Genomic DNA, 24,463 nt, shown 5'->3' with positions numbered 1-24,463 from the left:
AGCGTTCGAGATCACGGAACTCGGGCACGACCTCGTAATGGAACTGGTAGCGCTCGTTGTTGGAGAACGCCGGACTGCTGCGCAAGGTCCGGTTGAGCGTGGCGATCTGTTGCTTGAGGCGATTGAAGTTGTCGTACAGCGCCGACGCGACGCTGGCGCGGAAGGTCTCGACCGCGGTGGCGTAGGCCTGCTCGGCTTCGCCCTGGTAGCGCACCAGCTCGGTGTCGCGCAGTTGGGCGAGTTCGCGCTGCAGCAGACTGCGCGCCGGGCGCCAGGCGCTGGCGTCGAACTCCAGGCTCAGGCCATGATCGCGGGCGTACTGTGCCAGCGCGCTCCAGGCCTCGGGCAGCAGCCGGGCGAGCTGGCTGTCGCTGTCGCGGGCGCGCTCGTCGCAACGCCGGCTGCGCTCCTCGAGCGAGGGCCATTTGGCGTCGAGCTCCTCGCGCTGGCGCTCCACCCGGTTCGGATCGACGTCGCCGTCGCGGAAGGCATCGACCGCGGCCTGGGCGACGAGCGCTTCCTGGGCCTGCAGGCCTTCGAGCACCCGCTGCGCCTGGTCGACGCCGCTGCGCGACACCGCCTCGGTGCCGATCAGACCCTCGATCCGGCGCTCGTTCTCGTCATGACGCTCGCGCAACGCGCGCAGCTGTTCGCTCAGGCGCAGCAGGTCGGGATCGACCGCCTCGGCCTGGCTGCGCACGCGGGCGCGGTAGCGCGATTCGATCTGGCGATGCTGCAGCAACTGCGCGTGCAGGGCGTCGGCGGTCTCGCCGGCGTCGGCGAACCGGGCGAGGGCTTGCTGGAGTGCGTCGAGGCGCCGCGCCTCGGGTTCGCACTCGCGCAGGTCGCGCTCGACCGCCTCGAGCTCTTCACGCAACACGCGCAGGCGTTCGCGGCCGTCGTTCGCGCCGATCCGAAGCTCAGAGCCGGCGGGCAGGCGCCGCCGCTCGATCCCGCCGCCCTTGGCGACCAGGCCGTCGCGGGTCAGGCCTTGACGGCTGCGGACCACCTCGGCCTCGGTCTCCACGCAACGCAGATCGCCGAGCTGCCGCCGCAGATAGGCGACCGCATCGGCATTGTCGCCCTCGATCAACGCCGCGACGCTGTCGGCCGCAGGACGTTCACTGCGTTGTCCGCGCGCCGCGCCGGGCAATGCGAGCTTGACGCCGTAGACCGCGCGCGCGCCCTGCAGCGCGCGATACACGCGCACCGCCTGCTCCTCTTGGCCAGCCGGCACCAGCAACGCTTCGACGTGGCTGCGCAGATAGGCTTCGATGGCCGGTTGCCAAGCCGCGTCACGCACACGCACCAGGTCGCAGACCGGCTGCGCTTCGATCCCGGCTTCATGCAGGTAGTTCATCAACCGCATGACGTCGTCACGCAGGCCGGCCTTGCCGACGCTCAGCCGTTGCTGGTTGCCCTTGAGCGCATCGCGACGGCTGCGCGCTGTCTGCCAGGCCTCGTATGCGGCGCGGGCGCGCGTGGCGACGGCCGCGCGCAGTGGCGCCGCCGCCGCGAGCGCGTCCAAGGCCTGGGCATGGAAGCGATCGGGCGCCAGCGCGATGGCAGCGTCGGGCGCAAGGTCGTTCAGCGCATTGGCCCAGTCGCGCCAGGGGGCAACGGCGTCGTCGATCCGGGCCGCATCGAGCTCGGGGTCCGCCAGGCCGCGCACCGCCTGCAACTGGTCGCGCACATAGGCGAATTGGGTGCCGAGTTCCCGCTTGAGGCGGGCCAGTTCCTCGCGGTCGCGCTCGGCCAGTTCATCGAACGAGGCCTGTTCGCCGTAGCCGCGGCTGCCCTGGAGTTGCTGCTGGGCAAGCTCGAGTTCGTGCTTGAGGCTTTCGCGCTCGCTGCGCGCGTCCTGCAACTGCACGCGGGCGGCCGCCAGCGCCTGGCGGGCCGCTTCGCCCGCTTGTTCGGCCTGCTCCACCTGCTCGCCGAGCAGGTCGCGGCGGTACTCGGCCGCCAGTGCACGGTAGGAAGCGGCGCGCACGGCCTGCGCCGCGATCTTGCCGTACTGGCGCTCGACCTCTTCGGCCGACTCGATGCGCTGGCGGACCTGCTCGATCTTGTCGCGGATCTGCCGGAAGCTCTCGAGCAGCGCGCGGAAGCGGGCGATGTCGGTCGGCCGGTCCTCGGCAACCAGCGTGCGCACGAACAGGTCGACATCCTCCACCCGCTGCAGGTTCAGCGCGTTCTGGAACGCTTTTCGGTAAGCGTTGAGGTCGGGCTGGACGCCCGGCCCGGCGCGCAGCCGGAACAGCAGGTCGCGGACGAAGCGCTCGCTGGTGGTGTGCAGTTCGACCTTCTCGCCCGCCTCGCGGCAGCGGCGCGCGGCCAGTTCACGAAATGTCGGCCACGCCAGCGGCAATTCGCGGCCCTTGATGCGTTCCAGGTGGTCGTCGCGCTCCAGCGCGACGCCGGGCAGCAGATACAGGCCGTGCAGGCGATGCTCGGGTTCGTCGACGGAGGCACCCAGTGCGATGCCGGCCGTCAGCGCCTGGCCGGTCTCCTGGTCGCGGAACACCAGGCTGATGTACGTGGTCGCGGTGCGCCGCTTGCGGCCGTCGTCGCCGCTGCGGTACACGCCCAGGCAGTAATCGCGGATCGTGCGCGCGCGGGCGCTGCCGCCGGCCTGCGCATTGAAGCGGATGCGGCTGCGGTCGCCGCCCAGCAGCACGATCTGCAGCGCGTCGAGCAACGCGCTCTTGCCGGCGCCGTTGGGGGCGATGATCGCGCTGGTCGCGTCCAGTTCGAGCGTCTGCGCCTCGAACAGGAAGAACTGCACCAGATGGACGCGTTCAAGCAGTTGCATCGTCGTCCTCCGACTCGTCCTGAGCGCTGTCGTCCGAGGCGCCGTCGTCGTCGCGATTGTGCTGGTCGAGGCGTTGCAACCACAGCTCGCCGACGATCTCCACGACCGCCGGGCGCACTACCAGATGGAATGGCTGCGGATCGTCGCGATCAGAATCCACCAACCGCGCCAGGCCCCAGCGGCGCAGACTGCGCGCGAGCGTGCGCAAGGTGCCGACGTCGGGCATCGGGCGGCCGACCAGCGCCTGGTAGGCCTCCTGAAGTTCGGGCAGTTCGACGACGACCTCGCCGTGTTCCTCGATCTGCCCCTGGCGCATCGCCTCGTCGTAACGCTGGCGCAGCACCAACAGCAGCAAGGTCTCATCGAGCGTGACCGCGACGCCCTCGCCATGCGCGGGCAACGCGACCAGGTACCGGTAGTGCGGATTGCGCGCCAGCCGGATGCCCAGCGGCGCGAGCGCGCCGACGAAATCGTCGAAATGGTCCTCGACCAAGTGATAGGCCACGCGTGCGGTGCGATCGGCGGCGTAGAGCACCTGCTCGGTGACCAGCCGGTAGGCGGCGCGCTCGAAGTCCTGCACGGCGTACAGGCCGTTGGACTGTTGGCTCAAGGTGTTCCAGCTGCGTTTCATGCGGGGGTCCGGGTGGGCGCGAGACGGCGGACGACGAAGCGCGGTGCGCGCAGTACGCCGTTGTCCAGCGGCTCGGTGGAATCGAGAAGCTCGACGCGGAAGCCGCGCAATAGCCGGCTGAGCGGATCGTCGCGGCGCAGGCCGCCGATCCGCTGGCTGCGCAGCGCCAGCGTAAGCAAGGTCTGGTAGGCGCGCAGGTCCTCGATCGAGGCCACGCGCATCTGATCCGAATCGACGCGGTCGGCCTCGCCCAGATGGCGGCCGACATAACGGGCCATATCCTCGGCGGTGACCAGCCGCGCCCGCTTCATGCGCCGCAACAGGCTCAGCCGCGCGAGTTGTTCGGGCGTCGGGACCTGGGCGGCATTGGCGCTGCGAGGGATCGGCTGTGGCCGGGTCCGCGGCGGACGCAGGCGCGTCTCGTCCATCAGCGCGCCGGGGGCGACCGGCAACCGCAGCGCCTCGGCCGGCGCAGTCAGCACGCCGCGGCAAGCGCGACGCAGCAGGATGTCGAGCCGGTCGGGCGCGCGCAGCCGGTAGTCGAGGAAGGCCAGCGCGCGGCGATTGGCCTGGCGGATGTCGTCATCGAGCCGGCCGAGGTACTCGTCAATGCGCTCGAGTTCGCGCAGCCGGCGCAGGCTGCGCCCGAGCCGCAGCGCCGCCCGCGCATCGTCGCCACCGGTCAGATGCTCGCGGTACCAGGCCCGCAGCGCCTCGTGCCGCGGGCCGGTCTCGACCTGCTGCACCATCGCCAGGATCGAACTGCGGCGCGCCAGCGGGTGGTCGGCACGATGCAGGCCGGCGTAGTCGCCGATGAAAAAGCGCGAGACGTACTGCTCGAACCATTGCCGCGCGAACTGCGCGGTGGTCTCGGCACGGCTGAGCTCGGGCATCAGGTCGCGTACCTGCAGGCTCATCGACGCCAGCGAGACCAGCAGCCGGCGGGCCTGGTCGGCCGCTTCGTCGAGGGCGTCGCCAGCGCCGCCACCGTCGATGACCTGCTGCATCTGCAGTTCGATCGAGCGCACCTTGGCCGAGACGAAGGTCGGCCCGTGTTCGGCGAACTCGACCAGCGTCGACAGCAGTTGCGAGACCGCCGGCGGCATGGCGACCATCTCGCGCGCGCCGATGCGCTCCTGGCGCAGCCAGCCGGCGTTGCGGAAACGTTCGTAGATGCCGTGCGCACGGATGCCCGGCGGCGTGTCCGGGCCCTGCCCGTCCTCGTCCTCCCAGGGGTCGTCGGCCACCAGGTAGCGCTCGATCGCGGCGGTGATCTCGCGGCGCGGCAAGCCGTGACTGGGCGGCATCGGCGCATCGGGGCCGAAGAACTCGTCGAACAACCGGTGCAACAGCAGCCAGTAGTGCTCGCGGTTGGCCGAGGCCAGCGGGCCGAACACGCCGGCCGGCACGACCGAGAACAGCGAGGGCGGAGTCGGATCGCTCATCTGGCGGCGCGTCCGTGCGGGTGGTGCATCGTCTTCACCGCGGCATTTTCACAGATCGCGCGGCCGGCGTGGGCATGCTGCCGCGCCCGGCAACGGCCGGGCGGCGGCGCTCCACAGGGCCTACTCGACGGTGACCGACTTGGCGAGGTTGCGCGGCTTGTCGACGTCGGTGCCGCGCGCCAGTGCGGTGTGGTAGGCCAGCAGCTGCACCGGGATCGTGTGCACGATCGGACTCAGCACGCCCACATGGCGCGGGGTGCGGATCACGTGCACGCCCTCCGACGGGCCGAAGTTGCTGTCGGCGTCGGTGAAGACGAACAGCTCGCCGCCGCGCGCGCGCACTTCCTGCATGTTGGACTTCACCTTCTCCAGCAGCCCGTCCCTGGGCGCGATCACCACGACCGGCATGTCGGCATCGACCAGCGCCAGCGGGCCGTGCTTGAGTTCGCCCGCCGGGTAGGCCTCGGCGTGGATGTAGGAGATCTCCTTGAGCTTGAGCGCGCCTTCGAGCGCGATCGGGTAGTGCACGCCGCGGCCCAGGAACAGCGCATGCTGCTTGGGCGCGAAGCGCTCGGCCCACGAGGCGATCTGCGGCTCGAGGTTGAGCGCGTGCTGCACGCTGCCCGGCAGGTGGCGCAGCGCTTCGACGTAATCGGCCTCCTGCGCGGCGTCGACGCGGCCGGCCAGCTTGCCGAGCGTGGCGGCCAGTGCGAACAGGCCCACGAGCTGGGTCGTGAACGCCTTGGTCGAGGCGACGCCGATCTCGGCGCCGGCGCGGGTGTAGAACACCAGGCGGCTGGCGCGCGGGATCGCACTCTCGGGCACGTTGCAGATCGACAGCGTGTGCTGGTGACCGAGCGACTTGGCGTACTTGAGCGCCTCCATCGTGTCGAGCGTCTCGCCCGACTGGGAAATGGTCACGATCAGATGCTTGGGATTGGCCACCGCCTCGCGGTAGCGGTACTCGCTGGCGATCTCGACCGAGCACGGCAGCCCGGCGATCGACTCGATCCAATAGCGTGCGACCGAGCCGGCATAGAAGCTGGTGCCGCAGGCCAGGATCTGCACGCCCTCGATCTCGCGCAGCACCTGACCGTCGGCATCGCCGAACAGACCCGGCTCGAACGCGGCCGCATCGATGATCGCCTCGAGCGTGTCGCCCAGCGCGCGCGGCTGCTCGTGGATCTCCTTCTGCATGAAGTGCCGGTACGGCCCGAGCTCCAGCGACGCCAGCGAGACGTCGGACAGGTGCTCGGAGCGCGTTACCTCGGCCCCGGTGCCGTCGAAGATCCGCACCGCATCGCGGGTGAGCTCGGCGGTATCGCCTTCTTCGAGGAAGATCACCCGGCGCGTGGCCTGCAGGATCGCCGAGACGTCGGAGGCGACGAACTGTTCGCCTTCGCCCAGGCCCACCAGCAACGGGCACCCCATCCGGGCCGCGACCAGGCGGCCGGGGTCGCGTCGATCGATCACCGCCAGCGCATAGGCGCCGTCGAGCTCCTTGACCGCGGCCTGCAGGGCGGCCAGCAGGTCCAGGCCCTGGGTCTGGTGGTGATGGATCAGATGGGCGATGACCTCGGTGTCGGTCTGCGACTCGAACACGTAGCCCAGCGCGGCCAGGCGCTCGCGCTGCGCCTCGTGGTTCTCGATGATGCCGTTGTGCACCAGCGCCAGCGTGTCGTGACTGATGTGCGGATGCGCGTTGTGCTCGGTGACTCCGCCATGGGTCGCCCAGCGCGTGTGGCCGATGCCCAGACGCGCCTGCAGCGCCTCGGCCTGCGCGGCCGCGGCCATCTCGGCGACGCGGCCGGTCCGGCGCACGCGCCGCACCGTGTCGCCGTCGAGCACCGCGATGCCGGCCGAATCGTAGCCGCGATACTCCAGCCGCTTGAGGCCCTCGACCAGGACCGGGACCACATCGCGATCCGCGATCGCACCGACGATTCCGCACATGCCGCCCGCTCCTGCCAGTCAATGCGCCATTCTAGCGGCCGGCCGGGGCCGGGCGCCGTGGCGCCACACGCCACCGTTCAGTGCATGAAGAACTCGACCGGCACCGCGATCTCGATCGGGGCCGGCAGATCGGCCGGAATCGCCGGCAGCGGCGCGGCGCGATGAAACGTCTCGATCGCGGCGGCATCGAGCCGGGTCGATCCCGACGAGCGCGCGAGCGCCGCCGAGAGCACACGACCGGCCCGGTCCATGCGCAGGCGCACGATCGCCACCCCTTCCTCGCCGCGTGTCCGCGCCGCGCTCGGGTAATGTCGATACCGGGCCAGTCGCGCCATCACCCGCGCTTCCCAGCGATCGTCGCGGCGACCGGCCAGGGCATCGGTGGACGGTGCGGGTGGACTCGGCGGGGCCGCGGCCTGTTGGTCGTGCGGCGCCGGTGGGTCCATAGACACCTCCGTGGCGGTCGAGGCAGCGGCGTGCTCCGGACGCGCAATGTCTGCCAGCACCGGCAGCGGGTCGGACGGCGCCGTGTGCGGCTGTGGCTGCGGCGTTCGCGGCGCTGGCCTCCGACGCGTCTCGGGCACCGGTGCGGGCGCGTCCCTCGACTCGACCGGGACCGGCGGCGCGGCGGCGGGCAGGAAACTCACCTCGATCACCGCATCAGCTCTCGGCGGCGAGTGCGGGTCCTCGCCCGGCCCCAACACCAGCAGCACGACCACGGCGTGCACCGCGATGGCGCCCAGTGCGGCGCATGCGCGCTGGATGCGTGCGGCACGGTCCGTACAGCGCAACGGTCGGGATCGGGCCGTTCCGGCTGCGGCCGGTCCCAGGCACGTCGGCATGACGCTGGCGACTCCATGATGCGAATGATTCGCATTTTCTCACATCCTCGGGAGGATATGGCGCGCGGTTGTCCGCGCCGCGGACGTCCGGACGCCGCCGCGGACACCCGAACACCCCGGAAATTCTCAATACAATCAATGGCTTGATTTTGGCACGATCCCTGCTTTGTGACTGTCAGATCCCGAACGTGCCCGTCCCATGTCCGCACCCACCTCGTTTCCTCCTGTCCGCCGCGGTATCCGCGACACCTCTGCGCAGGACACGGTCCATACTGCGCGCCCAGTGCGCCGGCGTCGCTGGCTGGCGATCGCCGCGGCCGCGATCGCGGTGATCGCAGCGCTCGCCTGGCTGGTCGCCGGCTGGGCGTCGGGCGCCACGTCGATCGACGCGGCCCGGCTGCGGATCGCCGAGGTCACCCGGGGCGACCTGGTGCGCGACATCGCCGCCGAGGGGCGCGTGATCTCGGCCAACAGCCCCACGCTGTACGCGATCGCGCCGGGCACGGTGACATTGAAAGTGGTCGCTGGCGACCGCGTCGAGAAGGGCCAGGTGCTGGCCGAGATCGACAGTCCGGAGCTGCGTAGCAAGCTGGTCCAGGAGGAGTCCACCTTCGCAAGCCTCCAGGCCGAGGCCGAACGCGCGACGCTCGATGCACGGATCGCCCGCGCCGAGGCGCGCAAGCTGCTCGACCAGGCGCAGATCGAACGTACCGCGGCCGAGCGCGATCTGCAGCGCTACCAGCGCGCGTTCGAAGCCGGTGTCGTCGCCCAGGTCGACTTGGCCAAGTCCGAGGATGCGCTGAAGAAGACCGACATCGGTCTGGCCTCTGCGCGCGAGGATGCGAATCTGCAGGGCCAGGGCGCCGGCCTGGACGCGCGCAACAAGCAGTTGCTCGCCGACCGCCAGGGCGCCGTCGTCGCCGAGGCCCGCCGCCAGGTCCAGGCGCTGACCTTGCGCGCGCCCTTCGATGGCCAGGTCGGCCAGGTGCAGGTGGCCCAGTTCACCAACGTCGCTGCCAACGCACCGGTGCTGGGCGTGGTCGATCTGTCGGTGTTCGAGGTCGAGATCAAGGTGCCCGAAAGCTTCGCGCGCGACCTGGCGATCGGGATGCCGGCCGAGATCCGCAGCGCCAACGAAGTGTTCCCGGCCGAGGTGTCGGCGGTCTCGCCCGAAGTCGTCGCCGGCGAAGTCGCCGCGCGTGTGCGCTTCTCGCAGCGCCAGCCGGCCGGCCTGCGCCAGAACCAGCGCTTGTCGGCGCGGATCCTGCTCGACACCCGGCGCGATGTGCTGATGGTCGAGCGCGGCCCATTCGTCGAGCAGTCCGGTGGCCGCTACGCCTATGTCGTCGATGGCAACAGCGCGGTGCGCCGTCCGATCCAGGCCGGCGCCAGCAGCCTGGGCGCGGTCGAGATCGTGTCGGGCCTGCAGGCCGGCGAGCGCATCGTCGTGTCGGGCAGCGACCTGTTCGGCGAGGCCGAACGGGTGCGCATCAGCCGTTGAGATTTCCCCCGGACCCACGCGGGTCCGCTCCTTCCATGTCCAAGATAAGGATCGCCCCATGTTGCAGATGAACCAGGTCGGCAAGGTCTACCGCACCGAGCTCGTCGAAACCCATGCGCTGCGCGCGCTCGACTTGCATGTCCGCGAAGGCGAGTTCGTCGCCGTCACCGGTCCGTCGGGTTCGGGCAAGACGACGTTCCTCAACATTGCAGGCCTGCTGGAAACCTTCACCAGCGGGACCTACAAGCTCGACGGCGTCGATGTGCAGGGGCTCAACGACAACCAGCGCTCGCGCCTGCGCAACGAGAAGATCGGCTTCATCTTCCAGGGCTTCAACCTGATCCCCGACCTCAACCTGTTCGACAACGTCGACGTGCCGTTGCGCTATCGCGGCATGCCGGCCTCCGAACGCCGTCTGCGGATCGAGGAAGCGCTGGGCCTGGTCGGCCTGGCCTCGCGCATGAAGCATTACCCGGCCGAGCTGTCGGGCGGCCAGCAACAGCGCGTGGCGATCGCCCGTGCGCTGGCCGGCAGTCCGCGCCTGCTGCTGGCCGACGAACCGACCGGCAACCTCGACTCGCAGATGGCGCGCAGCGTGCTGGAACTGCTCGAGGAGATCCACGCGCAGGGCACGACGATCGTCATGGTCACCCACGATCCCGAGCTCGCCGCGCGCGCCCAGCGCAATGTGCACATCGTCGACGGCCTGGCGACCGATCTGCGCCGCGAATCCGCGACCGCCGCGGCCTGACCTCAGGAATGCACCCCGCGATGTTCGCCTACTACGCCCGGCTCGCGCTGCGCAGCTTCGGCCGCAACCAGGTCCTGACGGCCTTGATGGTGCTGTCGGTCGCGGTCGGCATCGGCGCGGCGATGACCACGCTGACCGTGATGCACCTGCTGTCGGGCGATCCGCTGCCCGGCCGCAGCGGCACGCTCTTCTACCCGCAGGTCGACCCGAGGCCAGGCGAACCCATGCGCCCCAACCCCCCGGACATGCTTGATTACACCACGGCGATGGATCTGTGGCGCGCCGGCCGTGCGGACCGGCAGGCGCTGGTGGTCGAGAGCGAGATCCGGCTGCAGGCGCCCGAGACCGGGCGCCCGCCGCTGATGACCCAGATGCTGTCCACGCATGCCGACTTCTTTCCGATGTTCGATGTGCCGTTCGCCTACGGCGCCGGCTGGAGCGCCGCCGACGACACCGGCCACGCCCGCGTGGCGGTGATCTCCTCCGACCTCAACCGCACGCTGTTCGGCGGCGGCGACAGCGTCGGCCGGACGCTGCGCATCCGCGACGCCGATGTGCGCATCGTCGGCGTGCTCGCGCCCTGGCGGCCCTCGCCGCTGTACTACCGCCTGGCCGGCGGCAACTTCGCGCAGGGCGATACCGCGAGCTTCTACGCCGCGCCGCAGGACGTCTTCGTGCCGTTTCCCACGGGCCTTGAGCTCAACGACGGTCATTTCCAGCAGTTCACCTGCTGGCAGTTGCCCAAGGTCCCGGGCCATCTGCAGGGCAGCGACTGCGTGTGGCTGCAGTTGTGGGTGCAGCTCGACACCCCGGACAAGGTCGCCCGCTATCGCGACTTCGTCGCCACGTACGCACGGCAACAGCAGGCGCAGGGCCGGATCCAGCACGCGGACAACGCGCGCGTGCTCGGGCTAATGGACTGGCTGGACTACAACCATGTGGTTCCGCGCGATGTCCGGCTGCAGACCTGGCTGGCGCTGGCATTCCTGGCGATCTGCCTGTTCAACACGGTCGGGTTGTTGCTGGCCAAGTTCCTGCGCCGCGGCGGCGAGATCGGTGTGCGCCGCGCACTCGGCGCCTCGCGCCGGGCGATCTTCGTGCAGTGCCTGGTCGAAGCGGGCATGGTCGGGCTGGCCGGTGGCGTTCTGGGCTGGGGACTGACGCTGCTGGGGCTGTGGGCGATCCGCCGCCAGCCGGTCGAGTACGCCGATCTGGCGCGCCTGGACCTGTCGATGTTTGCGGCGACCTTTGCGCTGGCACTCGCTGCCAGCCTGCTCGCCGGCCTGTTCCCTGCCCTGCGCGCCAGTCGGATCGCACCGGCCCTGCAACTCAAATCGCTGTGAGGACGCTGGTGATGGACATCCGACCGATCGTCGCCGCGCTGAGCCGGCACCGCGTCGCCACGAGCCTGATCGTGCTCGAGATCGCGCTCGCCTGCGCGGTGCTGTGCAATGCCTGCTTCCTGATCGCCGGCCGCCTGGCGCTGATGCGCATCGACAGCGGCCTCGATGCGCCGTCGCTGGCGGTCGTGGCGCTGCGCGGCTGCGACGGCTGCGTCAACGCCGACATCAACGCCCGGGTGCTGGCGGCCATTCGCGGCCTGCCGGGCGTACAGGCGGCCGGCGTGCTCAATGCCACGCCGTTCGGCATCCGCGACGCCGACGCCGGGGTGACGCTGGACGCCGAGGGCCGGCATTTCGGCGGCGTGCCGCATTTCTATACCTTCGGTCCCGACGCAATCCAGACGCTCGGCCTGCGGCCATCGCAGGGGCGCGGATTCGAGGCGGCGGACTTCCAGCCCATCGAGAACTTCCTGCCGACCGACGCCGAGGTCTGGATCACCGAGGCCTTCGCCGCCCACCTGTGGCCCGGCGAACCGGCGGTCGGCCGCGAGTTCTGGATGGGCGACTACCACTTCCGCGTCGCCGGTCTGCTGCCGCACTTCGCCCGCCCCAATCCGGGACGCAGCGAGAACGGCGTCGCCGGCGCGCAATGGTCGGTGATCGTGCCGGTGCGCGACGAGGCCCAGTCGGGCGTCTACGCGCTGCGCGCCGATCCGCTCGACCTGCCGCGCCTGGCGATCGCCGCGCGCGACGCGGTGGCCGCAGCCGTGCCCGAGGCGGTGATCGACCTGGGCCAGAGCCGCCCGCTGTCGGACCTGCGCGCGCGCTACTTCGAACGCGACCGTGCGATGGCCTGGCTGCTGCTTGGCGTGATCGCCGCGATGCTGCTGGTGACGGCCTTGGGGATCGTCGGACTCGCCAGCTTCTGGGTCCAGCAACGCACCCGGCAGATCGGCATTCGCCGCGCGCTCGGGGCGACCCGCGGCGACATCCTGCGCTACTTCCAACTCGAGAACTTCCTGCTCGCCGGCCTGGGCATCGCATTGGGCATGGCCCTGGCTTACGGCGGCAACCTGCTGCTGATGCGCCATTTCGAACTTGCGCGCCTGCCGCTGTCGTACCTGCCGCTGGGCGCGGCGCTGCTGTGGCTGCTCGGTCAGCTGGCCGTGCTCGGCCCGGCCCTGCGCGCCGCCGCCATTTCCCCCGCCATCGCCACCCGCAGCGCCTGATCCATTACCGGAACCCCTCATGCTCGGCTACTACCTCAACCTCGCTCTGCGCAGCTTCCGCCGCAACCGCGTGCTGACCGCGCTGATGGTGATCACGCTCGCACTGGGCATCGGTGCCTGCATGACCACGTTGACGGTGTTCCACGTGCTGTCGGGCGACCCGATTCCGGGCAAGAGCGCGCGGCTGTTCCACGTCCAGCTCGATCCCGAGCCGCTGGCGACCTACGTGCCGGGCGCCGAACCCGATCGCCAGTTGACCCGCTTCGATGCCGAGGCCTTGCTGGCCGACAAGCACGCCACGCGGCAGGCGATGATGACCGGGGGTGGCGGCATCATCGAGGCCGAAGAAAGCGCGGTACGTCCGTTTCTCGCGTCCATGCGCTACACCTCGGTCGACTTCTTCGCGATGTTCGATGTGCCCTTCCTCTACGGCCAGGGCTGGAGCGCGCAGGACGACGCCGGACGCGGCCGCGTCGCGGTGATCGGCCGCACGCTCAACGACAAGCTGTTCGGCGGCGCCGACAGCGTCGGTCGGCAGATCCGCGTCGACGGCAATGCGCTGCGGATCGTCGGCGTGATCGACGACTGGTTGCCGCGGCCCAAGTTCTACGACCTCAACACCGGCCGCTTCGATGGCCAGGAGCATCTGTTCCTGCCGTTCTCGACGGCGATCGAACTCGGGATCGGCACCTCGGGCAGCAGCAACTGTTTCGGCAACGCACCGACCAACGACAGCCGGGCGATCAACGCGCCCTGCACGTGGATCCAGTATTGGGTGGAACTCGAGGACCCGGCGCAGGCCGATGGCTTCCGGGCGTACCTGGCCAACTATTCCGCGCAGCAGAAGGCGGCGGGGCGGTTCGAGCGGCCAGCCAACGTGCGGCTGCGCAGCGTGATGGACTGGCTCGACCACCGCAAGGTCGTGCCCGGCGACGTGCGCCTGCAGTTGTGGCTGGCGCTGGGCTTTCTGCTGGTCTGTCTGGTCAACACCGTGGGCCTGCTGCTGGCCAAGTTCCTGCGTCGCGGCGGCGAGATCGGCGTGCGTCGCGCGCTCGGCGCCTCGCGCCGCGACGTGTTCGTACAGGCCCTCGTCGAAAGTGGCACGGTCGGGGTCGCCGGCGGCGTGCTCGGGCTGGGGCTCGCGCAGGCCGGCCTGTGGGCGGTGCGCCAGCGCCCGACCGACTACGCCGCGCTCGCCCATCTCGACGGCGCGATGCTGCTGCTCACCTTCGTGCTCGCACTCGGCGCCAGCATCGCCGCCGGCCTGCTGCCGGCCTGGCGCTCGATGCAGATCGCACCGGCCCTCCAGCTCAAGTCCCAATGACACGCGCTCGCCCTGCTCCCTTATCGCGCTTTCCACAGGCCCCCACCATGCACGTCCACCCCATCGTCTCGTCCATGCGCCGCCACCGGACCGCCGCGTTGCTGATCGTGCTGGAGATCGCGCTCACCTGCGCGATCGTCTGCAACGCCTTGTTCCTGATCGGCGAACGCATCGACGCGGTGCGGCGGCCCAGCGGCATCGCAGAACGCGAACTGCTGCAGATCCGACTCAGCGGCATCGGGCCGCAGACCGATGCCGGCGCCAGGACGCGCGAAGACCTGGCGGCGCTGCGCGCAGTCCCCGGCGTCGCCGGCGTCACAGTCACCAACCAGTTGCCGTTCTACCGGTTCTCGTCCAGCAACTCCGGGGTATCGCTGAGCGCCGACCAGGCGCAGCCCACGTTGCACGCGGCGCGCTACTCCGCCGACGAGACCACTGCCGCGACGCTGGGCATCCGCCTGGTCGCGGGTCGCGACTTCCTGCCCGACGAGTACATGGACGTCGCCGAGGTGGAAGCGCTCGACGGCAGCGAAGGCCTGCGCGGTGCGACCATCGTCACCGCCTCGATGGCCGAGCGGATGTTTCCTGGCGCGCAGGCGGTCGGACGCACGATCTACCTCGGGCCGATGCCCCTGCGCATCGTCGGCGTCGCCGAATCCCTGGCCCGGCCTTCGCCGAGCGACGGTGAGGGTACCTTCTCTTTCCTCGTGCCGATCCGCATGCACTACAACAACGGCGGCTCGTATCTCGTCCGCGTGACCGATCCGGCGCGCCGCGACGCGGTGCTCGCGGCCGCGACCGATGCGCTCGAAGCGGTCGATCCCAATCGGCTGATCCTCACCCACCGCACCTACGAAGCCATCCGCGCAGACTACTTCCGCAACGACCGCGAGATGATCGGCCTGCTGTCGACCGTCTTGATCGCGCTGCTGGTGGTCACCGCCTTCGGCATCGTCGGTCTGGCGAGCTTCTGGGTGCAGCAGCGCACGCGCCAGATCGGCGTGCGCCGCGCATTGGGGGCGACGCGTGCGCAGATCCTGCGCCATTTCCAGACCGAGAACTTCCTGCTCACCAGCGCCGGCATTGTCCTGGGCATGGCCCTGGCCTATGCGCTCAACCAGCTGATGATGGGGCGCTACGAACTGCCGCGGCTGCCGCTGACCTATCTGCCGATCAGCGCGCTGCTGCTGTGGGCGCTCGGACAGGCCGCCGTGCTGTGGCCAGCGCTGCGTGCCGCCGCCATCTCTCCCGCCATCGCCACCCGCGCCGCCTGAGGACTTCCGCCATGTTGGGTTACTACTGCAATCTCGCGGTGCGCAGCTTCCGGCGCAATCGCATGCTGACCGCGCTGATGGTGCTGGCGATCGCGCTGGGCATCGGCGCCAGCATGACCACGCTGACCGTGTTCCACGTGCTGTCGGGCGACCCGATCCCGGACAAGAGCGACCGGCTGTTCCATGTCCAGCTCGATCCCGAACCGATGACCGGCTACATGGCCGGCGGCGAACCGGCGCGGAATATGACCCGTTTCGACTCCGAGACGCTGCTGCACGAAGCCCGGGGCAAGCGCCAGGCCTTCATGACCGGCGGATTCGTGGCGCTGGAGCCCGAAGGCGCGTCGCCCTACTTCACCGACGCGCGCTACACCACCGGCGAGTTCTTCCCGATGTTCGATGCGCCGATGGCGTTCGGGCGTGGCTGGAGCGCACAGGACGATGCGGACGCTGCGCGCGTGGCGGTGATCTCGGCCGAGACCAACCAGAAGGTGTTCGGCGGCGGCGACAGCACCGGCAAGACGCTGCGCATCGACGGCAACGCGTTCCAGGTCATCGGCGTGCTGGCACCCTGGCGGCCGACGCCGCGGTTCTGGGACCTCAATCTCGACGGGTTCGAGCCCTTGGAATCGGTGTTCGTACCGTTCTCGGCCGCGATGGACGCCAAGCTCTCGCGTATGGGCAGCATGAGCTGCTGGGGCGATTCGAGCGGCATCGATTCCAATGCCCGCAACGCGCCGTGCGCCTGGCTGCAGTACTGGGTGGAGCTCGATACGCCCGGCGATGCCGCGGCGTATCGCGACTACCTGCTTGCGTACTCCGAACAGCAACGCCAGGCCGGGCGCTTCGTGCGGCCTGCGAACGTACGCCTGCGCGATGTGCGCGCGCATCTCGACTACGCCCAGATCGTGCCCGGCGACGTGCGCCTGCAGGTCTGGCTGGCGTTCGGCTTCCTGCTGGTGTGCCTGGTCAACACGGTGGGCCTGCTGCTGGCCAAGAGCCTGCGCCGCGCGTCGGAGATCGGGGTGCGACGCTCGCTGGGCGCCTCGCGCAAGGCGATCTTCGCGCAGTTCCTGGTCGAGGCCGGCACGATCGGGGTGGCCGGCGGCATCGCCGGGCTCGCGGTCGCGCTCTGCGGCCTGTGGGCCGTGCGTCAGGCGCCAAGCACCTACGCCGAGCTCGCCCGGCTCGACCCGACCATGCTGCTGACCACGTTCGTGCTGTCGATCGTCGCGACCCTGCTGGCCGGCCTGCTGCCCGCGTGGCGGGCGACCCAGGTCATGCCCGCGATCCAGCTCAAATCCAACTGACCCCGGCCACCCGACGGACACCCCGCATGGACATCCGCCCCATTTTCTCCACCCTGCGCCGCCACAAGACCGCGGCCGCCCTGATCGTGATGGAGATCGCGCTCGCCTGCGCGATCATCTGTAACGCCATCTACCTGATCGACCGTCGCATCGACCGCATGGCGCGCCCCAGCGGGGCGGTGGAGAACGAGCTGGTCCAATTGCAGATGCCGCGCGTGAGTCGCGACGACACACTCGATCTCAATGCCTACGTCGCGCGCGACCTCGCTGCGCTGCGCGCAGTGCCGGGGGTCCGGCACGTGGCGGCCGCCACCCAGATCCCGTACGGCAACAGCAGCTCGAGCAGCGGCGTGCGGCTCAGCGACGACCAGGTGAACAACACGCTGATCGCCTCGCCGTACCTGGGCAGCGAGGACCTGCTCGATACGCTCGGGCTGCGCCTGATCGCCGGCCGCGGCTTCAATGCCGAGGACTACGTGGACATGGCGCGCATCGATGCCGGCGGCGAGGACGCGAAGGTGCCCGCGGTCATCGTCAACCGTGCGATGGCGCAGGCGCTGTTCCCGGGCGAAGACGCGGTCGGCAAGCACATCTACAGCTGGGGCAGCGCGCCGATGCCGATCGTAGGGGTGGTCGAGACGCTGGCGCGTCCGAACGACAACAGCGGTCCCGGCGATGCGACGATGCTGCTGCCAGTCCGCGTGGCCTCGCCCAATCTCAACTACCTGATCCGGACCGATCCCGCGCAGCGCCGCGAGGTACTGGAGGCGGCCGAGGCCGCGCTCAAGCGGATCGATCCCAACCGGGTGACGGTCAACAAGCACCTCATCAGCGAACTGCGAGACAAGTACTACCGGCAGGACCGGGCGATGGCGGCGCTTCTGGTCGTGGTGTGCATCGCCCTGCTGGTGGTCACCGCGCTGGGCATCATCGGCCTGGCCAGCTTCTGGGTGCAGCAGCGCGCCAAGCAGATCGGTATCCGTCGCGCGCTCGGTGCGACCCGCGGCCAGATCCTGCGCTATTTCCAGGTAGAAAACTTCCTGCTGGCAACGATGGGCATCGCGCTGGGGATGCTGCTGGCCTACGGCCTAAACCAGTTGCTGATGGCGCGCTACGAGCTGGGCCGGCTGCCGCTGATGTATCTACCGGCCGGCGCCCTGGTGTTGTGGGCACTCGGGCAGATCGCCGTGTACTGGCCGGCACGGCGCGCCGCTTCGGTGCCGCCGGCGGTCGCCACGCGCAGCACCTGACGCGCTCGAGGAGGATGGGAATGCGGTATGCGTTCGAGCTGGGACTGCGTGGCCTGCTGCGGCATCCGCGCACGATGGGATTGGCCATCGCGACGCTGGCGATGGGGCTGGCGGCGACGATGACGATGCTGACCTTGCTGTCGATGCTGTCGGCCGATCCCTTGCCCGGCCTGAGTCAGCACCTCTACCTGGGTTGGGTCGATTCGCGCCAGGCTCCGGCCGCGGGGGCACGTGCGACCGACGACGTCGGCGCCCCGCCCCGGCTGTTGAAGCTGGCCGACGTCCAGGCCATCGCCGATGCCCAGCCCCGCGTCCGGCAGACCGCGCTGGTGCCGACCTCGCTGACCCTGGAAGGCGAGGACGCGCGACGCGAATCGGTGCGTGCGTTGCTCGCGACCGGCCCTCTGCCCTCGATGTTCGGCGTGCCGCTGCTGCACGGGCGCAGTTGGACCGAGCAGGAAGCGCGCGATCGCGCGCCGGTCGCGATCATCGACGCACGCACCAGCCTGCGGCTGTTCGGCCGCGCCGATGGCACCGGCCAACTGTTCCGCATCGGCCAGGGGCAGGTACGGGTCGTGGGCGTCAGCGCCGAATGGAACCCGCAGCCGGGCTTCTACGCGCTGCAGGAATCGGATTCGGGCTGGGGCGAGGCGCTGACGGTCCGCGCGTTTCTGCCGCTGGACAGCGCGCTCGCGCTCGGCGTGACCCCGATCAGCGCGCAGGACTGCGATCGCGGCGGGACCGGAGGCTTCCGTTTCAACGAGCTCGACCTCGGCGCCTGCCGCTTTCTGCAGCTCTGGGCCGAGTTGCCGACATCGCAGGCGGTCGATGGATTCCGCGCCGCGCTCGATCAGTATGCCCGGCAGCGCCACGACACCGGCGCGTTCGAGCGCCCACCGCAGGCGCAGGTGTACAACGTGCGGGCGTGGTTGACGGCCAACCGCGTGGTGCCTGACAGCGTGCGGCTGAACCTCTGGCTGTCGCTGGGGCTGCTCAGCCTGTGCATGGTCAACGTCGCCGGGCTGCTGGCCGCACGCTTCCTGCGTCGCGGCGGCGAACTGGGCGTGCGCCGGGTGCTGGGGGCAAGCCGCCGGACGGTCGTCGTCCAGTGTCTGGTCGAGGCCGGTGCGGCGGGCCTGGCCGGTGGCCTGCTGGCGCTGCCGCTGACGCTGTTCGGGCTATGGGTGGTGCGGCTGCAGGACCGTGGCTACACCGAACAGGCCGTGCTGCACCCGGGGCTGTTCGTCGTGCTGCTCAGCCTCGCCGTCGCAGTCGGCCTGCTGGTCGGGCTGCTGCCCGCCTGGCGCGCGGCGCGGATCGAACCCGCGCTGCAGGTCAAGAGCCTTTGATGGAGCCCTCGATGATCCGATCGGCAACGCTGCCGCCCTTGCGGCCGATTCTCTCCGTGCTGCACCGCCAACGGCTGATGCCGCTGCTGGTCATCGCGCAGATCGCCCTGGCCTGCGCGATCCTGACCAATGCGCTGTTTCTGCTGCAGCGCCAGCTGGCCCCGATGCTGATTCCCGACGGCATCGCGCGTGGACAGCTGCTGCTGGTCGATCAGTTGATCCAGGCGCAGGGGCGCTGGAGCACCGCGGAGGTCCAGTCGCTGCAACGGGCGCTGCAGGCGATTCCGGGCGTGCGTGCGGTGGCACCGACCCTGGGCATCCCGATGCGCCAGACAATGACCTTCACCATCACCCTCGACAGCCCGTCGGGTGTCAGCGTCACCGCGACCGGCTTCGCCGGCGAAGGTCTGGTACCGACGCTCGGGCTGGACGTGGTGCGCGGCCGCGACTTCGAGGACGGCGAATACGCCAGCAACGGCCCCCTGTTCGGTGACGACGCGCACCGTGGCATCGTGCCGGTGATCCTGACCGAGGCGCTGGCACGCACGTTGTTCCCGGACGGCGAGGTGATCGGCAGCGTGCTCAGCGATGCCGGCAGCCCGCGCTATGTCGTGGTCGGCACCGTGCGCCGCCTGCTGCGCTATCAGCTCTCCGAGCTCGACGATGGCCGGGCCGAATACTCGATGCTGATCCCCAACCGGGTGTTCGAGGACCTGCCGATCCTGGCATTCGCGGTCCGCACCGAGCCGGACGCGCGCGAGGCGGTACGCGCCGAGATCCAGGCGGTGCTCGCACGCAAGGATGGCCCGCAGCTGATGGCCGGCATCGCGCCGATCGTCGTCGACTACGAGTCCCAGCGCCTGGATGCGTTCAAGACCCGGCGCGCGGCAGTGTGGCTGCTGGGCACCGTCTGCCTGGTCGTCACGCTGATCACGTTGATCGGCATCGCCAGCCTGACTGGCTACTGGATCGAGCAGCGGATCCGCCAGATCGGCATTCGCCGCGCACTTGGCGCGACCCGCGGCGATGTGCTGCGGCACTTTCTGGCCGAGAACGCACTCATCGTCGCGGCGGGCCTGGTCCCGGGCCTGCTCGCCGCATACGCGATCAATCAGTGGCTGATGCAGCATTACGCGATGGCACGTCTGCCGCTGGCCTACCTGCCGATCGGCGCGGCGCTGCTGTGGCTGCTGGGCCAGCTCGCCGTGCTCGGTCCGGCGCGACGCGCAGCGGCGGTGCCGCCGGCAGTCGCCACGCGCAGTGCGTGAGGCGATGCCCGAACCGACCTACACCGCGCCGGGCGGTGCCAGAATGGCCCCCCGGACGCGTCCCTTGCGAACAGGCCCCAACGCTCCTCCATGCCCACCGTCCTGATCATCGACGACAATCCCGCGGTCGCCACCGCGCTCGACGTGCTGTTCTCGCTGCACGACATCGACACGGTGTACGCCGACTCGCCCGAAGCCGGCCTGGACGCGCTCGCGCGCGAACCGGTGGACCTGGTGATCCAGGACATGAACTTCCGCGCCGACACCACGTCCGGCGATGAGGGCGCGGCGTTGTTCGAGGCGATCCACGCGCGCCACCCCGACCTGCCGGTGGTGCTGCTGACCGCGTGGACGCATCTCGAGTCGGCGGTCGGGTTGGTGAAGGCCGGCGCGGCCGACTATCTGGCCAAGCCCTGGGACGATCACAAACTGATGGCGACGGTCGCCAACCTGCTGGAGCTCTCGGCCAGCCGGCGCGAACTCGAGCGCCGGCGCAGCCGCGAGCAGCGTGACCGGCACGCGCTCGAAGACGCCTACGATCTGCGCGGTACGGTTTTCGACGACGCCGCGAGCGAGCGCGTGCTCAACCTGGCGGTCCAGGTCGCCCGCTCCGAGCTGCCGGTGCTGGTCACCGGGCCCAACGGCGCAGGCAAGGAGAAGATCGCCGAGATCATCCACGCCAACTCCGCGGTCCGCGACGGTCCGTTCGTCGCGCTCAACTGCGGTGCGCTGCCGGCCGACCTGATCGAGGCCGAGCTGTTCGGCGCCGATGCCGGCGCCTACACCGGCGCCAACCGGGCGCGCGAGGGCAAGTTCGAGGCCGCCGATGGCGGCACGCTGTTCCTCGACGAAATCGGCAACCTGCCGTTGGCCGGGCAGATGAAGCTGCTGCGCGTGCTCGAGACCGGACGCTTCGAGCGGCTGGGTTCCAATCGCGAGCGTCAGGTGCGCGTGCGCGTGGTCAGCGCGACCAACGCCGATCTGCCTGCCGCGATCGCCGACGGCCGCTTCCGCGAGGACCTCTACTACCGGCTCAACGCGATCGAACTCAAAGTGCCGGCGCTGGCCGATCGCCCGGACGACATCCTGCCGCTGGCACGGCACTTCCTGCCTGCCGGCCGATCGCTGTCGCGCACCGCCGAGCGCGCCCTGCTGGCGCACCGCTGGCCGGGCAACGTGCGCGAGCTGCGCAATGCAGTCCAGCGCGCCGCCCTGTTGTCGCCGGAGGCGGCGATCGGCGCCGACGCGCTCGGCCTGCCGCAAGCCCCCATGCCGGCATCCGGTGCGTCCGAGCCCGACCGCGCGGCGATCGAGGCCGCGTTGGCGCGGGCCGGCGGCGTGCTGGCCCAGGCGGCCACCGAGCTCGGCCTCTCGCGCCAAGCGCTGTATCGGCGCATGGACCGCCTGGGTCTGCGGCGCGACTGATGCCTGCGCGCCAGCTGCCGCTCACGCTCCGTCTGGGCGCCCTGGCCTCGCTGTTCGCGATCGCCGTCGCGCTGCTGGCCGCCTGGCTCACACGCTGGCTGCCGGCCTGGTCGGCGGTGCTGACTGCGGCCGCGCTGTGCCTGCCGGGTCTGCTGTGGGCGGCGCAACGCACCCTCGGCCCGGTCCGCGCGCTGTTTCGTGCGCTGGCCGGGGCGGTGACGTCCTACCGGGACGGCGACTATGGCTTCGGCATCCGCTGGGACGGCGGCGGCGAACTTGGCGAACTGGTGGACGCACACAACCGGCTGGGCGACGTGCTGCGCGAGCAGCGCCATGCGCTGGTCCAGCGCGAACTGCTGCTCGACACGATGGTGCAGAACACGCCGGTGGCGATGGTGCTGTTCGATCCGCAGCAGCGGGTGGTGCTCGGCAACGTCGCCGCGCGCCAGTTGCTCGGCGAGGGACGACGCCTGGAGGGCCAGGGCTTCGACGCGCTGGCGGCGCAGGCGCCTGCGGCGCTGCGCGAGGCATTGCTGCGCGGCGGCGACGGTCTGTTGAGCGTCGGCGAGGAAGACCAGGAGGACATCTACCACCTGTCGCGGCGTTCATTCCGGCTCAACGGCCGGCGCCACGAACTGGTGCTGTTGCGCCGGCTGACGACCGAACTGCGCCGACAGGAAGTGCAGACGTGGAAGAAGGTGATCCGCGTCATCAGCCACGAGCTCAACAATTCGCTGGCGCCGATCGCCTCGCTCGCGCATTCGGGCGCCGAGTTGCTGCGGCGCGGCCAGCTTGCGCGTTTGCCCGACGCCTTGGCGACCATCGAGGAGCGCGCGCGCCATCTCGAGGGGTTCATCCGCGACTACGCGCGCTTCGCGAAGTTGCCTGCGCCGCGGACCGAGTCGGTGCCCTGGCACACATTCCTCGCGCGTCTGCGCGAGCAGGTGCCGTTCACGCTCGAAGGCGACGACGGCGGCCAGGTGCGGATCGACGCCGCGCAGATGGCGCAATGCCTGATCAACCTGCTGCGCAACGCGCACGAATCCGGATCTCCTGCCGACCAGGTGCGGCTGCGGCTGCGCCGACTGCCCGATGGCTGGCGCATCGATGTCCTCGATCGCGGCGACGGCATGAACGAGGCCGTGCTCGCCAACGCGCTGCTGCCGTTCTACTCGACCAAGCGCAACGGCACCGGCCTTGGGCTGGCGCTGGCACGCGAGATCGCCGAAGCCCACGGCGGGCGGATCGCCCTGCAGAACCGCGACGGGGGCGGGCTGCGGGTGAGCTTGCAATTGCCGGCCTGACGCGCGGCGGCCGTGCCGGCGTCACGACTCGCCGGGCCGGAAGCGGCAGGTGCGGACGCGCCCGGCAACCGTCAGCTTAGCGTGGGCGCTTGACCGGCCGCGTCCAGCCTTCGACCAGACTCTGCCGCGCCCGCGCAACGGCGAGTTTGCCGTCGGGCACGTCGGCGGTGATCACCGAGCCGGCGGCCGTCGTGGCGTCGTGGCCGATGCGCACCGGCGCGACCAGCGCGGCGTTGGAGCCGATGAAGGCGCGGTCGCCGATGACGGTCCTGGACTTGTTCACGCCGTCGTAATTGCAGGTGATCGTGCCGGCGCCGATGTTGCTGCCGGCGCCGACCTCGGCATCGCCCAGATAGGTCAGATGGTTGGCCTTGCTGCCGACGCCGAGGGTCGTGTTCTTGGTCTCCACGAAATTGCCCACATGCACGCCGTCGGCCAGCACGGTGCCCGGACGAAGCCTTGCGAACGGGCCGATCGTCACCGCGCCCTCGGCGCGCACGCCGTCCAGGTCGCAATGTGCGCGGACCTTGGTGCCTTCGCCCAGGTCCACATCGCGCAGCCGGCAGAACGGGCCGATGTGCACGCCTTCGCCCAGCTCGACGCGGCCCTCGAACACCACATCGACATCGATCTCGACGTCGGGCGCGACGATCACCTCACCGCGGATATCCACGCGCGCAGGGTCGGCGAACCGCGCGCCCTGCAGGCACAACGCCCGCACCGCGCGCAGCTGCCAGGCGCGCTCGAGCTGGGCCAGCTGCCACGGGTCGTTGGCGCCCTCGGCTTCGAGCGGATCGTCGACCATGACGATCTGCGCGGCGCTGTACTCGTCGGCGGCCATCGCGAACACATCGGTGAGGTAGTACTCGCCCTGCGCGTTGTCCGACGACAGGCGCGCCAGCCAGGACTTGAGTGCGGTCGCCTCGGCGGCGAGGATGCCGGTGTTGACCAGGCCAATCCGGCGCTGCGCCTCATCGGCGTCCTTGTGCTCGACGATCGCACCGACATGGCCTTCGGGGTCGCGCACGATGCGGCCGTAGCCGGTCGGATCCTCCAGTTCGGCGGCCAGCACCGCCAGCCGGCCGTCGACCGCCACCAGCCGGCGCAGGGTCTGCGCGCGCAGCAGCGGCACGTCGCCATAGAGCACGAGAACCTGGGCGCCGTCGGGCACGGCATCCATCGCCTGGCCGACCGCATGCCCGGTCCCCAGTTGCTCGCGCTGCTCGGCCCACTGCAGATCGGTCTGGTCGGCGAATGCCGCCCGCACCTGCTCGCCGCGATGGCCGTACACGACGTGGATGCCCGCCGGCGCAAGCTCGCGCGCCGCCGCGACCACGTGCCAGAGCATCGGCCGGCCCGCGATCTTCTGCAGCACCTTGGGCAGCGAGGACTTCATGCGCTTGCCCTCGCCAGCGGCGAGGATGACGACGTGCAACGGAGGGCTCATGG

Annotated in this window: 18 protein-coding genes (1 of these 18 only partly in view); 12 read left to right on the top strand and 6 right to left on the bottom strand. The window is 70.3% G+C overall.

Annotated elements, in window-relative coordinates; genetic code table 11:
• From ABE488_RS04735 to ABE488_RS04715, 5 genes are all read right to left on the bottom strand, one after another.
• Positions 1–2,815, bottom strand: partial view of an SbcC/MukB-like Walker B domain-containing protein gene (locus ABE488_RS04735; RefSeq protein WP_346447340.1) — the 5' portion only. 614 nt of this gene lie to the left of the window's left edge; the window shows 2,815 of its 3,429 coding nt (coding positions 1–2,815); it begins with the start codon at positions 2,813–2,815; its stop codon lies beyond the left edge, outside the window.
• A complete protein-coding gene (locus ABE488_RS04730; protein WP_346447339.1) occupies positions 2,802–3,446 on the bottom strand; it encodes a DUF4194 domain-containing protein in 645 nt (214 codons plus the stop codon). The genes ABE488_RS04735 and ABE488_RS04730 overlap by 14 nt, the downstream gene beginning before the upstream one ends.
• Positions 3,443–4,891: a Wadjet anti-phage system protein JetA family protein gene (locus ABE488_RS04725; protein ID WP_346445822.1), complete on the bottom strand. Its 1,449-nt coding sequence runs from the start codon at positions 4,889–4,891 to the stop codon at positions 3,443–3,445. The genes ABE488_RS04730 and ABE488_RS04725 overlap by 4 nt, the downstream gene beginning before the upstream one ends.
• Positions 4,892–5,011: 120 nt before the next feature.
• The gene (glmS, locus tag ABE488_RS04720) at positions 5,012–6,844 is read right to left on the bottom strand and encodes a glutamine--fructose-6-phosphate transaminase (isomerizing) (RefSeq protein WP_346447338.1); all 1,833 of its coding nucleotides are present in this window, start codon (positions 6,842–6,844) and stop codon (positions 5,012–5,014) included.
• A 77-nt stretch (positions 6,845–6,921) separates the two neighbouring features.
• Positions 6,922–7,572, bottom strand: a complete 651-nt coding sequence (locus tag ABE488_RS04715; protein ID WP_346447337.1) for a TonB family protein — start codon at positions 7,570–7,572, stop codon at positions 6,922–6,924.
• A gap of 313 nt (positions 7,573–7,885) precedes the next feature.
• Here ABE488_RS04715 and ABE488_RS04710 point away from each other — a divergent pair, with 313 nt between their 5' ends.
• The 12 genes from ABE488_RS04710 to ABE488_RS04655 all read left to right on the top strand — a co-directional run bounded on the left by ABE488_RS04710 (position 7,886) and on the right by ABE488_RS04655 (position 23,014).
• Entirely contained in the window at positions 7,886–9,187 is a 1,302-nt protein-coding gene (locus ABE488_RS04710; protein ID WP_346447336.1) for an efflux RND transporter periplasmic adaptor subunit, read from the top strand.
• Positions 9,188–9,245: 58 nt separating this feature from the next.
• Positions 9,246–9,938, top strand: coding sequence for an ABC transporter ATP-binding protein (locus ABE488_RS04705; RefSeq protein ID WP_346445411.1), 693 nt, complete (start codon positions 9,246–9,248; stop codon positions 9,936–9,938).
• 20 nt (positions 9,939–9,958) lie between these two features.
• Positions 9,959–11,281 (top strand): ABC transporter permease, encoded by a 1,323-nt coding sequence (locus ABE488_RS04700; protein ID WP_346445410.1) that lies wholly within the window; start codon positions 9,959–9,961, stop codon positions 11,279–11,281.
• A gap of 11 nt (positions 11,282–11,292) precedes the next feature.
• On the top strand, positions 11,293–12,510 hold the full coding sequence (locus ABE488_RS04695) for an FtsX-like permease family protein (RefSeq protein WP_346447335.1): 1,218 nt from the start codon (positions 11,293–11,295) through the stop codon (positions 12,508–12,510).
• A 19-nt stretch (positions 12,511–12,529) separates the two neighbouring features.
• On the top strand, positions 12,530–13,834 hold the full coding sequence (locus ABE488_RS04690; protein ID WP_346447334.1) for an ABC transporter permease: 1,305 nt from the start codon (positions 12,530–12,532) through the stop codon (positions 13,832–13,834).
• Positions 13,835–13,881: 47 nt separating this feature from the next.
• Positions 13,882–15,108: an FtsX-like permease family protein gene (locus ABE488_RS04685; RefSeq protein ID WP_346447333.1), complete on the top strand. Its 1,227-nt coding sequence runs from the start codon at positions 13,882–13,884 to the stop codon at positions 15,106–15,108.
• An 11-nt stretch (positions 15,109–15,119) separates the two neighbouring features.
• On the top strand, positions 15,120–16,418 hold the full coding sequence (locus ABE488_RS04680; protein WP_346447332.1) for an ABC transporter permease: 1,299 nt from the start codon (positions 15,120–15,122) through the stop codon (positions 16,416–16,418).
• A 26-nt stretch (positions 16,419–16,444) separates the two neighbouring features.
• Positions 16,445–17,668: an FtsX-like permease family protein gene (locus ABE488_RS04675; protein WP_346447331.1), complete on the top strand. Its 1,224-nt coding sequence runs from the start codon at positions 16,445–16,447 to the stop codon at positions 17,666–17,668.
• A 20-nt stretch (positions 17,669–17,688) separates the two neighbouring features.
• The gene (locus ABE488_RS04670) at positions 17,689–19,017 is read left to right on the top strand and encodes an ABC transporter permease (RefSeq protein ID WP_346447330.1); all 1,329 of its coding nucleotides are present in this window, start codon (positions 17,689–17,691) and stop codon (positions 19,015–19,017) included.
• An 11-nt stretch (positions 19,018–19,028) separates the two neighbouring features.
• Positions 19,029–20,285 (top strand): FtsX-like permease family protein, encoded by a 1,257-nt coding sequence (locus tag ABE488_RS04665; RefSeq protein ID WP_346447329.1) that lies wholly within the window; start codon positions 19,029–19,031, stop codon positions 20,283–20,285.
• 90 nt (positions 20,286–20,375) lie between these two features.
• A complete protein-coding gene (locus tag ABE488_RS04660) occupies positions 20,376–21,710 on the top strand; it encodes a sigma-54 dependent transcriptional regulator (RefSeq protein ID WP_346447328.1) in 1,335 nt (444 codons plus the stop codon).
• A complete protein-coding gene (locus ABE488_RS04655; RefSeq protein ID WP_346447327.1) occupies positions 21,710–23,014 on the top strand; it encodes a HAMP domain-containing sensor histidine kinase in 1,305 nt (434 codons plus the stop codon). Before ABE488_RS04660 ends, ABE488_RS04655 begins: the two co-directional genes overlap by 1 nt.
• 76 nt (positions 23,015–23,090) lie before the next feature.
• Here the strand turns inward: ABE488_RS04655 and glmU are convergent, their stop codons facing one another.
• Positions 23,091–24,461 carry a bifunctional UDP-N-acetylglucosamine diphosphorylase/glucosamine-1-phosphate N-acetyltransferase GlmU gene (gene glmU / locus ABE488_RS04650; RefSeq protein ID WP_346447326.1) on the bottom strand — a complete coding sequence of 457 codons (1,371 nt, stop codon included), beginning with the start codon at positions 24,459–24,461 and terminating at the stop codon, positions 23,091–23,093.
• Positions 24,462–24,463 lie beyond the last annotated feature (2 nt).

The organism is Luteimonas sp. TWI662 (genome assembly GCF_039673825.1).
Taxonomy (GTDB): Bacteria; Pseudomonadota; Gammaproteobacteria; order Xanthomonadales; family Xanthomonadaceae; genus Luteimonas.
Note: the sequence above shows the minus strand (reverse complement) of the source record. Positions and strands in the feature narration are given on the sequence as shown.